The 13,254-nt window shown below is 56.1% G+C and carries 13 protein-coding genes and 1 pseudogene; 9 read left to right on the top strand and 5 right to left on the bottom strand.

Going from position 1 to position 13,254, the window contains the following annotated elements; all coding sequences use genetic code 11:
* From HMPREF1024_RS32030 to gstA, 7 genes and pseudogenes are all read left to right on the top strand, one after another.
* A pseudogene (locus tag HMPREF1024_RS32030) lies at positions 1–454 on the top strand (electron transport complex subunit RsxC); the annotation flags it as partial.
* Positions 455–1,507: an electron transport complex subunit RsxD gene (rsxD, locus tag HMPREF1024_RS21675; RefSeq protein WP_009307716.1), complete on the top strand. Its 1,053-nt coding sequence runs from the start codon at positions 455–457 to the stop codon at positions 1,505–1,507. It abuts the pseudogene before it with no gap.
* Positions 1,508–1,517: 10 nt separating this feature from the next.
* Complete coding sequence (gene rsxG / locus HMPREF1024_RS21680; protein WP_002907731.1) at positions 1,518–2,138, top strand: electron transport complex subunit RsxG; 621 nt, start codon at positions 1,518–1,520, stop codon at positions 2,136–2,138.
* A 2-nt stretch (positions 2,139–2,140) separates the two neighbouring features.
* The gene (locus HMPREF1024_RS21685) at positions 2,141–2,839 is read left to right on the top strand and encodes an electron transport complex subunit E (RefSeq protein WP_002907733.1); all 699 of its coding nucleotides are present in this window, start codon (positions 2,141–2,143) and stop codon (positions 2,837–2,839) included.
* A 1-nt stretch (position 2,840) separates the two neighbouring features.
* Positions 2,841–3,476, top strand: coding sequence for an endonuclease III (nth, locus tag HMPREF1024_RS21690; protein WP_002907734.1), 636 nt, complete (start codon positions 2,841–2,843; stop codon positions 3,474–3,476).
* A gap of 606 nt (positions 3,477–4,082) precedes the next feature.
* Positions 4,083–5,588: a dipeptide/tripeptide permease DtpA gene (gene dtpA / locus HMPREF1024_RS21700; protein ID WP_009307714.1), complete on the top strand. Its 1,506-nt coding sequence runs from the start codon at positions 4,083–4,085 to the stop codon at positions 5,586–5,588.
* A gap of 111 nt (positions 5,589–5,699) precedes the next feature.
* Complete coding sequence (gene gstA, locus HMPREF1024_RS21705) at positions 5,700–6,305, top strand: glutathione transferase GstA (protein ID WP_004175870.1); 606 nt, start codon at positions 5,700–5,702, stop codon at positions 6,303–6,305.
* 42 nt (positions 6,306–6,347) lie between these two features.
* Here gstA and pdxY read toward each other — a convergent pair whose 3' ends face one another.
* The 5 genes from pdxY to anmK all read right to left on the bottom strand — a co-directional run bounded on the left by pdxY (position 6,348) and on the right by anmK (position 10,923).
* Positions 6,348–7,208 carry a pyridoxal kinase PdxY gene (pdxY, locus tag HMPREF1024_RS21710; protein WP_002907739.1) on the bottom strand — a complete coding sequence of 287 codons (861 nt, stop codon included), beginning with the start codon at positions 7,206–7,208 and terminating at the stop codon, positions 6,348–6,350.
* Positions 7,209–7,269: 61 nt separating this feature from the next.
* Positions 7,270–8,544, bottom strand: coding sequence for a tyrosine--tRNA ligase (gene tyrS, locus HMPREF1024_RS21715; RefSeq protein ID WP_004175868.1), 1,275 nt, complete (start codon positions 8,542–8,544; stop codon positions 7,270–7,272).
* A 124-nt stretch (positions 8,545–8,668) separates the two neighbouring features.
* Positions 8,669–9,325: a pyridoxamine 5'-phosphate oxidase gene (gene pdxH, locus HMPREF1024_RS21720; protein ID WP_002907742.1), complete on the bottom strand. Its 657-nt coding sequence runs from the start codon at positions 9,323–9,325 to the stop codon at positions 8,669–8,671.
* Between the two features lie 57 nt (positions 9,326–9,382).
* Entirely contained in the window at positions 9,383–9,706 is a 324-nt protein-coding gene (mliC, locus tag HMPREF1024_RS21725; RefSeq protein WP_002907744.1) for a C-type lysozyme inhibitor, read from the bottom strand.
* A 92-nt stretch (positions 9,707–9,798) separates the two neighbouring features.
* On the bottom strand, positions 9,799–10,923 hold the full coding sequence (gene anmK / locus HMPREF1024_RS21730) for an anhydro-N-acetylmuramic acid kinase (protein ID WP_004143831.1): 1,125 nt from the start codon (positions 10,921–10,923) through the stop codon (positions 9,799–9,801).
* A gap of 266 nt (positions 10,924–11,189) precedes the next feature.
* Here anmK and slyB point away from each other — a divergent pair, with 266 nt between their 5' ends.
* Both slyB and HMPREF1024_RS21740 read left to right on the top strand, forming a co-directional pair.
* Complete coding sequence (gene slyB / locus HMPREF1024_RS21735) at positions 11,190–11,657, top strand: outer membrane lipoprotein SlyB (protein ID WP_002907749.1); 468 nt, start codon at positions 11,190–11,192, stop codon at positions 11,655–11,657.
* A gap of 222 nt (positions 11,658–11,879) precedes the next feature.
* The gene (locus HMPREF1024_RS21740) at positions 11,880–13,241 is read left to right on the top strand and encodes a GGDEF domain-containing protein (protein ID WP_004180166.1); all 1,362 of its coding nucleotides are present in this window, start codon (positions 11,880–11,882) and stop codon (positions 13,239–13,241) included.
* The last annotated feature ends 13 nt before the right edge of the window (positions 13,242–13,254 follow it).

Below are 13,254 nucleotides of genomic sequence, written 5' to 3'. Positions count from 1 at the left end.
GCGCGTAAAGCCGAACAGCAGGCCGCGCCGGTGGAAGCCCCGGCCGTCAAACCGGTCGACCCGCGCCAAGGGCGGCGGTGGAAGCCGCTACTCGCCCGCGCCAAAGCGCGTAAAGCCGAACAGCAGGCCGCGCCGGTGGACGCCCCGGCCGCCGAACCGGTCGACCCGCGCAAGGCGGCGGTGGAAGCCGCCACTCGCCCGCGCCAAAGCGCGTAAAGCCGAACAGCAGGCCGCGCCGGTGGACGCCCCGGCCGCCGAACCGGTCGACCCGCGCAAGGCGGCGGTGGAAGCCGCCATCGCCCGCGCTAAAGCGCGTAAAGCCGAACAGCAGGCCGCACAACAGGATCTCGCGTCAGCCGCAGCCAATGACGACCCGCGCAAAGCGGCCGTCGCCGCGGCTATCGCCCGCGTTCAGGCGCGTAAAGCAACACAGCAGGCAGTTAACGAGGAATAAATGGTTTTCAGAATCGCAAGCTCCCCCTATACCCATAACCAGCGGCAGACCTCGCGTATTATGCTGCTGGTGCTGCTCGCCGCTGTGCCTGGCATTGTGGTCCAGACCTGGTTTTTCGGCTGGGGCACCGTACTGCAGATTGTCCTCGCCGCCCTGACGGCCTGGGCGACCGAAGCCGCTATTCTCAAACTGCGTAAACAGCCTGTTGCTGCCACGCTGAAAGATAATTCCGCCCTGCTCACCGGCCTGCTGCTGGCGGTGAGTATTCCGCCACTGGCCCCGTGGTGGATGGTGGTGCTCGGCACTGCCTTTGCCGTAGTCATTGCCAAGCAGTTGTACGGAGGCCTGGGCCATAACCCCTTCAACCCGGCAATGATCGGCTATGTCGTGCTGCTGATTTCGTTCCCGGTGCAGATGACCTCCTGGCTGCCTTCCTATGAGATAGCCGCCCATATCCCGGCATTCAGCGACGCGCTGCAGATGATCTTCACCGGTCATACCGCCGCCGGAGGCGACATGGCCAGTCTGCGGCTGGGTATCGACGGCGTCAGCCAGGCCACCCCGCTGGATACCTTTAAAACCTCCCTACATGCCGGACATAGCGTTCAGCAGGTGCTGCAATTGCCGGTCTACGGCGGCGTGCTGGCAGGTCTGGGCTGGCAGTGGATGAATATCGCCTGGCTGGCAGGCGGCCTTTTCCTGCTGTGGCAGAAGGCGATCCGCTGGCATATCCCGGTCAGCTTCCTTGTTAGCCTCGGCCTGTGCGCCACCCTCGGCTGGATTTTTTCGCCGCAGAGCCTGGCCTCACCGCAGATGCATTTGCTCTCCGGGGCGACCATGCTTGGCGCCTTCTTTATCCTGACCGATCCGGTGACGGCCTCAACAACCAACCGCGGCCGTCTGATCTTTGGCGCCCTCGCTGGCCTGCTGGTCTGGCTCATCCGCAGCTTCGGTGGTTATCCGGACGGCGTGGCGTTTGCCGTTCTGCTGGCGAATATTACCGTGCCGCTGATCGATTACTACACGCGCCCGCGCGTATATGGCCACCGTTGAGAGAGCAATGATGTTAAAAACGATGCGTAAACACGGCGTCACGCTGGCGCTGTTTGCCGCCGGTTCCACCGGGCTGACGGCGGCGATCAATGAGCTGACCAAAAGCACCATCGACCAGCAGGCGGCCCTGCAGCAAAAGGCGTTATTCGACCAGGTTTTACCTGCCGACCGCTATAATAACGATCTGCTTAAGAGTTGCTATCTGGTCAGCGCCCCGGCGCTGGGCAAAGGCCAGCATAAAGTGTGGATCGCCAAAAATAACGATCGACCGATCGGCGCGGTGATGGAAGCCACTGCGCCGGACGGCTACTCCGGAGCAATACAGCTGCTGGTTGCCGCCGATTTTAGCGGCACGGTCCTCGGCACCCGCGTAACTGAGCATCATGAAACGCCGGGCCTGGGTGATAAAATCGAACTTCGCCTGTCGGACTGGATTACCCATTTTGCCGGGAAAGTCATCCACGGCCAGGGCGATAGCCACTGGGCGGTCAAAAAGGATGGCGGCGATTTTGACCAGTTCACCGGCGCCACCATCACCCCCCGGGCGGTGGTCAATGCCGTTAAGCGCGCAGGCTTATATGCACAAACGCTGCCTGCGCAACTTCCTGAATTCACCGCCTGTGGAGAATAACCATGAGCGAAGTTAAAGACGTCATCGTCCAGGGCCTGTGGAAAAATAACTCCGCCCTGGTTCAGCTGTTAGGTATGTGTCCTCTGCTGGCGGTCACCTCGACCGCCACCAACGCCCTCGGGCTGGGTTTGGCCACCACCCTGGTGTTAACCCTGACCAACCTGACCATCTCCAGCCTGCGCCGCTGGACGCCGGCGGAGATCCGGATCCCCATCTACGTAATGATTATCGCCTCGGTGGTGAGCGTCGTGCAGATGCTGATCAACGCCTATGCCTTCGGCCTCTATCAGTCGCTGGGGATTTTCATCCCGCTTATCGTGACCAACTGCATCGTGGTCGGCCGCGCCGAAGCCTTTGCCGCCAAAAAAGGGCCAGCGCTGTCGGCACTGGACGGTTTCTCGATCGGCATGGGCGCTACCTGCGCGATGTTTGTGCTGGGCTCCCTGCGCGAGATCCTTGGCAACGGCACCCTGTTTGACGGCGCCGACAGTCTGCTTGGCAGCTGGGCGAAGGTTCTGCGCATCGAGGTTTTCCACACCGACACCCCTTTCCTGCTGGCTATGCTGCCGCCAGGCGCCTTTATTGGCCTCGGCATGATGCTGGCGATTAAATACCTTATCGATGAACGTAGCAAACAGCGGAAGGCGCAAGCGGCCCGGGCCGTCTCTGTCGCCCCGTCCGACGTGACAGGGAAAGCATAATATGAACAAAGCCAAACGCCTGGCGATCCTTACCAGGCTGCGGGAAAACGATCCCCACCCCACCACCGAACTGCATTTCAGTTCGCCATTCGAGCTGCTGATTGCCGTCCTGCTTTCTGCACAGGCCACCGATGTCAGCGTCAACAAAGCGACAGCCAAACTCTATCCGGTGGCCAATACGCCCGCAGCGATGCTGGCCCTGGGGGTGGATGGGGTAAAATCGTATATCAAGACTATCGGCCTGTTTAACAGCAAAGCGGAAAACGTCATCAAAACCTGCCGCATCCTGTTGGAGCAGCACAATGGCGAGGTGCCGGAAGACAGAGCAGCGCTGGAGGCGCTGCCCGGCGTGGGCCGTAAAACCGCCAACGTGGTGCTGAATACCGCCTTTGGCTGGCCGACCATCGCCGTGGACACGCACATCTTCCGCGTCTGCAATCGGACGCAGTTCGCCCCGGGCAAGAATGTTGAACAGGTGGAAGAGAAGCTTCTGAAGGTGGTCCCCGCCGAGTTTAAGGTCGACTGCCATCACTGGCTGATCCTGCATGGGCGTTATACCTGTATTGCCCGCAAGCCGCGCTGCGGCTCCTGCCTGATTGAAGATCTTTGCGAATACAAAGATAAAGTCTACGCCTGACTGTCTCGTCTCTATTGCGGTCATAGCTTAACTCTGGGTTATGGCCCGCATTCATCTATTTCACCGGCCATTAACACCACATAATCATCATGATTATGGATGATTATCCGGTTATATAACAAACAACTAGTTCATTCATTTTTTATCAGCGCAAAATTTCTATGCATTTGTGATCCAGATCATGCTCGCAACTTTATGTTGATTGAATGTTACTGGAATGGAAATAAATGTCAGGCAATACAACGGATGAGTAAAGATTGTCAGGATAATGACCCATGATTTTTTAAGATAATGGACCATATCACTATGCTTACGCCAGATCAGTAGAATATATCGCCTTTTCCCGGCAAACCGGCGAAGCCGAAAGATAAAAATACCAACGATATCGAAACGGTAAAATTTAACGCTGTATAACATTCATATGTCCGGAGCATTATACCACCCTGATTATGTGTAACAGATTATTACAAAAGCCTTGCCTGATGCGCCAGGATAGTGAACATTACTTGCCGTTTTCCCTCCAAGAATAACTATAAAGGCGGCGGTCCAACGAGATTGCGCCCCGAACACCCCCCAGTAAATATGGGATGTAAAAAAGAGGTATATGTGTCTACTGCAAACAATAAACCAGCAGAAAGCGTGAGTCTGAACGCTTTCAAACAACCACGCGCGTTCTATCTCATTTTCTCGATCGAGTTGTGGGAGCGTTTTGGTTACTACGGCCTGCAAGGGATCATGGCCGTTTACCTGGTAAAACAGCTGGGTATGTCGGAAGCGGATTCCATTACTCTGTTCTCCTCCTTTAGCGCGCTGGTTTATGGCCTCGTCGCCATTGGCGGCTGGCTGGGTGATAAAGTGCTGGGTACCAAGCGTGTCATCATGCTGGGCGCTATCGTGCTGGCGATTGGCTATGCGCTGGTGGCCTGGTCCGGCCATGACGCCGCTATCGTCTATATGGGTATGGCGACCATCGCCGTCGGTAACGGCCTGTTTAAAGCCAACCCGTCCTCCCTGCTTTCTACCTGCTATGACAAAAACGACCCACGTCTGGACGGTGCATTTACCATGTACTACATGTCCATCAACATCGGTTCGTTCTTCTCTATGCTGGCAACCCCGTGGCTGGCCGCACGTTTTGGCTGGAGCGTAGCGTTTGCCCTCAGCGTGGTGGGGATGGTGATCACCATTATTAACTTCGCCTTCTGTCAGAAATGGGTTAAACAGTACGGCTCTAAACCGGACTTTGCCCCGGTACACATGGGTAAACTGCTGGCGACCATCGCTGGCGTGGTGGTGCTGGTCGCTATCGCCACCTGGCTGCTGCATAACCAGGGTATCGCACGTATGGTGCTGGGCGTCGTCGCACTGGGTATCGTCGTGATTTTCGCCAAAGAAACCATAGGCCTGAAAGGCGCTCCGCGTCGTAAAATGATCGTCGCTTTCCTGCTGATGGTAGAAGCGATTGTCTTCTTCGTGTTGTACAGCCAGATGCCGACCTCGCTGAACTTCTTCGCCATCCGTAACGTGGAGCACTCGATCCTCGGTCTCGCCTTTGAACCGGAACAGTATCAGGCGCTGAACCCGTTCTGGATCATGATTGGTAGCCCGATTCTGGCCGCCATCTACAACAAGATGGGTGACCGCCTGCCGATGCCGCACAAATTTGCTATCGGTATGGTACTGTGCTCTGGCGCATTCCTCGTCCTGTCTTTAGGGGCGAAGTTCGCCAGCGACGCCGGTATCGTCTCGGTCAACTGGCTGATTCTGAGCTACGCGCTGCAGTCTATCGGTGAACTGATGATTTCCGGCCTCGGCCTGGCGATGGTCGCTCAGCTGGTTCCTCAGCGTCTGATGGGCTTCATCATGGGCAGCTGGTTCCTCACCACGGCAGGCGCGGCGATCATCGCCGGGAAAATCGCTAACCTGATGGCAGTCCCGGAGAATGTCACCGATCCGCTGGTGTCGCTGGAAGTGTACGGTCACGTATTCCTGCAGATTGGTATCGTCACCGCGGTTATCGCCGCCCTGATGCTGCTGACCGCGCCGAAACTGAATCGTATGACTCAGGACGACAGCGCGGACATTAAAGCACGCGAAACCGCGGCTGCCTGACGCCGCAGGGAAAACTAATTATTTTTAAGCCGCTAACGTTAGTTTAGCGGCTTTTTTTTTACCCCTTGGCAGGACTAACATACAGAAAACTGCAGCCACGAGGAGTCACGCATGAAACTGTTCTACAAACCCGGCGCCTGTTCCCTTGCCTCGCATATTGCCCTGCGCGAAAGCGGTCTGGATTTTACCCTGCAGAGCGTGGATCTGGCCCAAAAACGGCTGGAAAACGGGGAAGACTATCTGCTGATCAACCCGAAAGGTCAGGTGCCGGCGCTGCTGCTGGATGATGATATCCTGCTCACAGAGGGCGTAGCCATCATGCAGTACATCGCAGACCAGGTGCCGGATCGTCATCTGCTGGCGCCGGTGGGCTCGATTGCGCGCTATCAGACTCTCGAATGGCTGAACTATGTGGCCACCGAGCTGCATAAAAGCTTTACCCCGCTGTTCCGCCCGGATACCCCGGAGGACTATAAGCCTGTCGCGCGGGGGCTGCTTGAGAAAAAGCTGCAATACGTTGATGCAGCGCTGGCAGACAAACAGTGGCTGACCGGCCATCGCTTCACCATTGCCGATGGTTATCTGTTTACGGTGCTGCGCTGGGCCTATGCTATAAAACTGGATATGGCTGCCTATGGTCATATCGGCAACTGGATGACGCAGGTGGCAGCGCGTCCGGCGGTGGCGGCCGCACTGGCGGCTGAAGGCTTAAAATAAGGCCTGAACCTGCCCGGCGGACCGTCGGGCAGGCCCTGAGAGTTACAGCCGGGTGGCGCTGAAGCAGTGCTCCGGTACGGCGATGCGATCCTGCGCCGCTACTACCTGCAGTTCGTATTCCTGCATATTTTTGGTGGCGAGCATAATCTCGTACACCGCGGCGGTGACGTGTTCCAGCGCATCGCGCAGACTTGCCCCCTGCAGCAATTTTACCAACAGCAGACCGCTGGTCACATCGCCGACGCCCACCGGCTGACGCAGGCCGAAATCCACCAGCGGCCGACTAATATGCCAGGCTTCTTCGGCCGTCACCAGCAGCATCTCAAAACGATCCATACTCAGACCCGCACGGGCAAGATGCTTAACTAATACCACTTCCGGCCCCTGGGCAATCAGCTCCCGCGCGGCGGCCACTGCCTCGCTGACGCTGGCGACCGGATGACCGCACAGGATCTCCAGCTCAACCAGATTCGGGGCAATAATATCGCTGGCCGGCAGCGCATAGCGCACGTGGAACTCCGCCACGCCCGGCGCGACGATGCAGCCCTTCTCCGGGTGACCCATCACCGGATCGCAAAAATATTTCGCCGCCGGATTGGCCGCCTTAACCTGACGCACGATACCGAGGATATGCTCTCCCTGCTCAGCGGAGCCAAGATAGCCGCTCAGTACCGCATCGCAGGTCTGCAGCTTGTCGATATCGGCAATCCCCTGAACAATCTCCGTCAAATGCGAAGGCGGCATGACGCAGCCGGTCCATTTGCCGTACTGCGTATGGTTAGAGAACTGTACGGTATTCAGGGGCCAGACATTGGCGCCCAGACGGCGCATCGGAAATTCGGCGGCACTGTTGCCGGCATGGCCAAACACAACGTGAGACTGAATGGCGAGGATGTTCTTCATTTTCTTACCACAACCCTAAAAAGAAAAAGGGCGTGGTTTCCCACGCCCTGGCAGTATTTTTTTATTTCCAGCAGACCAGGCAGTAATTTTTCTTACCGCGACGCAGCAAGGTGTAGCGGCCAAACAGGCGATCGCTGTCGGCGAAAACATATTCCGGGTCGGCCTGTTTTTCGCCGTTGATGGTCACCGCGTTAGAGGCAACGGTTTTACGCGCCTGACCGCGGGACGGCTGCAGCTCGGAATCAACCAGCGCCTGCAGCAGATCGGCGCCTTTTTCCATTTCGATCATCGGCACGCCATCCTGGGCCAGCTGTTCGAAGTCTGCTTCGCTCAGGTCGCTCAGGTTACCGTTGAACAGGCTTTCGGTAATGCGCTTCGCCGCTTCCAGGCCTTCTTCGCCGTGGACAAGGCGCGTCACCTGCTCTGCCAGCACGTACTGGGCGCGCGGCGCTTTACCGCTGTTTTTGTCTTCTTCTTCCAGGGCATTGATCTCCGCAATGTCCATAAAGGTGAAGAATTTGAGGAAGCGATAGACATCAGCATCCGCGGTGTTGATCCAGAACTGGTAGAATTTGTACGGACTGGTTTTCTTCGGATCCAGCCACACGGCGCCGCCTTCGGTTTTACCGAATTTGGTGCCGTCCGCTTTGGTGATCAGCGGTACGGTCAGGCCAAACACCTGGTTCTGATGCAGACGACGGGTCAGATCGATGCCGGAGGTGATGTTGCCCCACTGGTCAGAGCCGCCAATCTGCAGCGCCACGCCGTGCAGCTTGTTCAGGCAGGCAAAGTCGTAACCCTGTAGCAGATTGTAAGAGAACTCGGTAAAGGAGATACCCTGATCGTCACGATTCAGACGCTGCTTCACCGCTTCTTTGTTGATCATCTGGTTAACAGAGAAGTGTTTACCGATATCGCGCAGGAAGGTCAGCACGTTCATGCTGCCAAACCAGTCATAGTTATTCGCCGCGATCGCCGAGTTGTCGCCGCAGTCAAAATCAAGGAACGGAGCCACCTGTTTGCGGATTTTATCCACCCACTCCTGCACGGTATCCTCGGTGTTTAGTTTACGCTCAGCGGCTTTGAAGCTTGGGTCGCCAATCAGACCGGTTGCGCCGCCCACCAGCGCCACAGGTTTATGACCTGCCTGCTGGAAGCGTTTCAGGCATAACAATGGAACAAGATGCCCCAAATGCAAGCTGTCAGCGGTAGGATCGAAGCCGCAATAGAGCGCGATCGGGCCTTGCGCCAGTCGCTCTGCTAACGCTTCCTCGTCCGTCACCTGGGCTACCAGCCCCCGCTCTTGCAATTGTTTAATCAAGTTACTGCTTGCCATCAAATTCTCCATGTATAAACGACTGCACCTCTGCCGGTACACGACTTTTCGCCAGATGCGAAAAGTACATAGAATAAAGCGCCGGCCCTTTCAGCGCCAGCGCTTCGATAACTAATTTCGGCGTTTACGGCGCCAGACGGTCTATTTTCCAGGCGCCGCTATCGCGCTGGTATAAAAAGCGATCGTGCAGACGGTGTTCTCCCCCCTGCCAGAACTCCATCTGCTCAATGCTGACGCGGAATCCGCCCCAGAAGCTCGGCAACGGCACTTCACCCTGCTGGAACTTCTGCTTCAGCTCGAGGAATTTGCTTTCGAGGATGCCGCGGGCTGAGATCCGGCTCGACTGCTTCGAGACCCAGGCGCCAATCTGGCTGTCGCGCGGACGGCTGTGGAAATATTTGACCACTTCCAGCGTCGACAGACGCTCCGCTTTGCCGATTACCATCACCTGGCGCTCCAGCATATGCCACGGGAAAAGCAGGCTGACCTGCGGGTTGTTTTCAATTTGATGCGCTTTGCGGCTGCCGAGGTTGGTATAAAACACCAACCCTTTTTCGTCGTAGTGCTTCAGCAGCACAATGCGCTGGTAGGGCTGGCCGCGCTCATCGACGGTGGCGACCACCATGGCCGTCGGGTCGGCAAGTTTCGCATCGCAGGCCTGACGCAGCCAGCGTTCAAACAGCGGCAGGGGTTCAGCAGGAAGATCGTGGCGACGCAAACCGCCACGGGTGTATTCACGGCGCAAATGCGCAATTTGCTGGAGTTCGTCGTTATCAGACATGGCCATTGAGGATGTAGTCATAAGGTGGCGTTATTGTGCGCCCCCCGGACAGAAATCTCAACGTTTGGCCGTCTGCAGCTGACAGTTATCAAGGACGATGCGGTCGCGCTTATAGACGGTGGCGGTATCGCCTTTTGACCAGAACACATAGACGCCGTCGGTGTAGCGCGCCCCGGAAGCCGACAGCCCCTCAGACAGGTTCAGTTGCTGATTATCATAGATAAAACTGACCTGCTGGCGTGCGTTATTGCGATGGACCGTCAATGGTTTCTGGTCGCATTGATACTCCAGCGTGTCCGTCTGCATCCGCTCGACAAACTGGTTGTAGTAGCTACAGCCCGCCAGCATAAAAGGTACAACTGCGATAAGAATTTTTTTCATTCGTTTGCCTTCGACTTTCCCGGTCACGGCGGGCACTCCGCCCTCCGCTTAACTTGTCCAGTTTACCGGTCGCGTCGTATTTAAGATTTCAGTTAACTCCGATTCTGCGGCGGGTTAGCCGGAAAAATGGCGCCCAGCACCGAGGCTTCGCTGGCGCCGGTCACGGAGGGCAGATTGCCCGGCAGACCAGCCAGCGTTCGCCAGGCCAGCCAGGCAAAGGCCAGCGCTTCCATATCATCGCCGCTGATCCCCGCCTCATCGGTGGTGGAGACCTCGGTTCCCGGCAGCAGCGCCGCCAGGCGCGCCATTAACAAGGGGTTACGCGCGCCGCCGCCGCACACTAACAAACGCTCGCAGCCGCCGCTTAACAATACCTGCTCACTGATGGTGACGGCGGTCAATTCCGCAAGCGTAGCCTGAACATCCTCCCCGCGTAGCCCCGGATAGCGGGCCATATGCTGCTCCAGCCAGCCGTAATTGAAATATTCCCGACCGGTGCTTTTCGGCGCCGGCAAGGCAAACCACGGATCGCTCAGCATGTCCTGCAGCAGCGGCAGCAGCACTTTACCTTCGCTAGCCCATTGGGCGTCCTTGTCGTACGGTTTGCCCTTCTGGCGCCAGATCCAGGCGTCCAGCAACATATTTCCCGGCCCGGTATCATAGCCGCGCACCGGCTGCCCTGGCGCCAGCAGCGACACATTAGCGATCCCGCCGATATTGAGCACCATACGTCGCTCAACGGGGTGGGCCAGCAGCGCATGATGAAAAGCCGGCACCAGCGGCGCTCCCTGCCCGCCTAGCGCCATATCCCGGCGACGAAAATCCCCCACTACGGTTATCCCGGTGTGGGCGGCGATCTGGTTGTTATCACCAATTTGCAGGGTATGCGGAGCCTCTCCCTGCGGTTCATGCCATACGGTCTGTCCATGGCAGCCGATGGCGATGACGTCGGTGGGTTTGAGACTTTCCTGGCGCATCAGCGCCAGTACGGCATCGGCAAACAGCCGTCCCAGACGGGTGTCCAGACGACCTAGCTGCGAAAGGGTCAGCGACTGCCCCTGGCAAATCGCCAGAATCTCTTCTTTTATCGCGTGTGGAATGGGCCAGGTGAGACTAGCCTGCTGCGCCACCATGTTTTCAGTAATGGTGGCCAAAACGACATCGATACCATCCAGGCTGGTACCAGACATAACGCCAATAAAGCGACCCGATCTCATACGTTTTCCTTCATTCCATGACCCTTGTATGCCCTCACTCCATCATAAAGTGTCGGCTAATGCTATGTTGTACTAATACTTTTTAACAATAGAGCGACAAATCAGAGAACATCGTAAAGAACCGGCGTTTAGTTGAGGTTGAAGCACCAGTGTTTATTATTTTTTGTATAGTCCAGGGAGAACCTATGCCCGCCGACGACTAAATGCCATATAATTAACCGTATGGACGTTCAATTGAACACCTTCGGTGAACAGGAGATTCATAAATGATTTTACGTGTTTTGGCTGTATCGATGATTGGTTTTACGCTCGCAGGCTGCGTGAGCAGCAGCGGCCTGTCCGGCGACGTTTATTCCGCATCTGAAGCCAAACAGGTGCAGAGCGTGACTTACGGTACTATCGTGCATACGCGCGCCGTACAGATCCAGAGCGGCGACGATAGCAATGCCATCGGGGCCATTGGCGGTGCGGTACTGGGCGGGTTCCTTGGAAACACCATCGGCGGCGGTACCGGACGCTCTCTGGCTACGGCGGCAGGTGCGGTCGCGGGCGGCGTAGCCGGTCAGGGCGTTCAGGGCGCGATGAATAAAACGCAGGGCGTTGAACTGGAAATCCGTAAGGACGATGGCAATACCATTATGGTAGTGCAGAAACAGGGCAGCACTCCGTTCTCCGTTGGTCAGCGCGTGGCCATTGCCGGCAGCGGCAGCCAGGTCACCGTCTCTCCGCGATAATTTCCCTTACGATGCGGCCGGTTGCGCCGCATCGTATTTTTCAGCCACGTTTATTTCGCCGTAATAAATTCGTAGTAACCATCAGACATCTTTATTTTAATATTCCATGAATCATTGCGCCTGCGCAATATCTTATCTGCCCGCCCCAATTACCCTCAAAAACGTAAATTAGCCCTGGCGACTCATCGTCGCTGCCGTTGCCTTTTATATGGAATATTGCCTATGCCCGAACATGTGCATCATATCGTTAAACGTCTAATCCTTTATATTTGCATTTGTTTACTGGCCGGGATTGGCATTTCCGGGATGACTGCTTTTTTTCATACCAGCTTCAGTAGTACTTCCTCAATATTATTTCCGCTGCTGACCAGTTTCCTGATGGTTTTTCATATTACCATTGCCTGTTTTATGGGCATGAAATACTGGAGCAGCAAGCGGCGTCTGTACCTTACTCCAGTCTCTTTCGGGTTTGCCTGCTCAGCGCTGCTGATGCTTGGCACGCTCAGCAGCTATCCGGACTGGCTTACCTGCAATCCGGCCCCGGTCGTTAATCAAAATGACGCCGTTATCTATTATTTCTTCCGCAATATAATGATGGCTGTGTTATTCATGTCATCTATTATTTTGTACTATTTTCGCCAGCGCATCATGCATTCGTGGAAAGCACACGTTCTTACATTTACAGCATGTATACTTTTTACGTTGACCATTATTGTTTTATCATGGCTATACTCCAGCCATTCGCCGTGGCTGAGCGTCAATTTTATCGACGATCTGAGCCATACCTTTACCCCGTTGTGGCAAAGTATTATCGGCTGGCTGCTGATGGCAGTTTGGTTCATCACGCTGATTTTATTAATTAGCTTGAGTAAACTGCGTAATATTTTTTGGTTCAGCGGCGCTTTTTTTTGCAGCGCTTATTTGTTCACGCTTTTCCAGCTGCTCTCCACCGCAGGGGAGCTGGATCAGACCTGGTACCAGGCGCGTTTTTTCGAAACGCTATGCACCTTGTTCCTGATTCTGGTGCTACTGGTTGACGTCTTTATCCTCTATCGCGAGTCTAACCACAAATATGTCCATTCGTATCAGAATTCGATCCGCGACCCGTTGACCCGCCTCTACAACCGCAGCTTTTTCTACGACACTCTTAACCAACAGCTGGCGAAGGTGAATGCCCAGCATCCGCTGTCGGTGCTCATCAGCGACCTCGACCATTTCAAACGCATCAACGATAGCTACGGCCATGTCGCCGGCGACAAAGTGATCCAGTTCGCCGCCTCGGTGCTGGAAAGCCATTCGCGGGTAGATGACGCCGCCGCACGCATCGGCGGTGAGGAATTTGCTCTGCTGCTGGTCAACACCGGTGAAAAAGAAGCGCAAGCGATCGCCGAGCGTATCCGCCTGGCGGTCAGTGCCGGGGAGAGCCATTTACCGGAGCGAATGACCATCAGCATGGGGGTGTATACCACCTACGACAATAGCGTGACAGCGGAAGCGTGCGTTCAGCGCGCGGACGAAGCCATGTATGAAGCAAAGAATAACGGACGTAACCAGGTGATCGTCTGGCATCGGCAGGGAGGGTGAAAAAAAGGCCCGG

Origin of the sequence: Klebsiella sp. 4_1_44FAA (assembly GCF_000238715.1) — a bacterium.
GTDB classification, from domain to species: Bacteria; Pseudomonadota; Gammaproteobacteria; order Enterobacterales; family Enterobacteriaceae; genus Klebsiella; species Klebsiella pneumoniae.
The sequence above is the reverse complement of the archived record's forward strand: the minus strand, read 5'-3'. Positions and strand labels throughout refer to the sequence as shown.

Bases quoted from the DNA above. Each gene is read 5' to 3' on its own strand.
- rsxD (WP_009307716.1), top strand. From the start codon at position 455: ATGGTTTTCAGAATCGCAAGCTCCCCCTATACCCATAACCAGCGGCAG.
- pdxY (WP_002907739.1), bottom strand. From the start codon at position 7,208: ATGAAGAACATCCTCGCCATTCAGTCTCACGTTGTGTTTGGCCATGCC.
- HMPREF1024_RS21740 (WP_004180166.1), top strand. From the start codon at position 11,880: ATGCCCGAACATGTGCATCATATCGTTAAACGTCTAATCCTTTATATT.
- nth (WP_002907734.1), top strand. From the start codon at position 2,841: ATGAACAAAGCCAAACGCCTGGCGATCCTTACCAGGCTGCGGGAAAAC.
- pdxH (WP_002907742.1), bottom strand. From the start codon at position 9,325: ATGTCTGATAACGACGAACTCCAGCAAATTGCGCATTTGCGCCGTGAA.
- anmK (WP_004143831.1), bottom strand. From the start codon at position 10,923: ATGAGATCGGGTCGCTTTATTGGCGTTATGTCTGGTACCAGCCTGGAT.
- tyrS (WP_004175868.1), bottom strand. From the start codon at position 8,544: ATGGCAAGCAGTAACTTGATTAAACAATTGCAAGAGCGGGGGCTGGTA.
- rsxG (WP_002907731.1), top strand. From the start codon at position 1,518: ATGTTAAAAACGATGCGTAAACACGGCGTCACGCTGGCGCTGTTTGCC.
- mliC (WP_002907744.1), bottom strand. From the start codon at position 9,706: ATGAAAAAAATTCTTATCGCAGTTGTACCTTTTATGCTGGCGGGCTGT.
- gstA (WP_004175870.1), top strand. From the start codon at position 5,700: ATGAAACTGTTCTACAAACCCGGCGCCTGTTCCCTTGCCTCGCATATT.
- slyB (WP_002907749.1), top strand. From the start codon at position 11,190: ATGATTTTACGTGTTTTGGCTGTATCGATGATTGGTTTTACGCTCGCA.
- HMPREF1024_RS21685 (WP_002907733.1), top strand. From the start codon at position 2,141: ATGAGCGAAGTTAAAGACGTCATCGTCCAGGGCCTGTGGAAAAATAAC.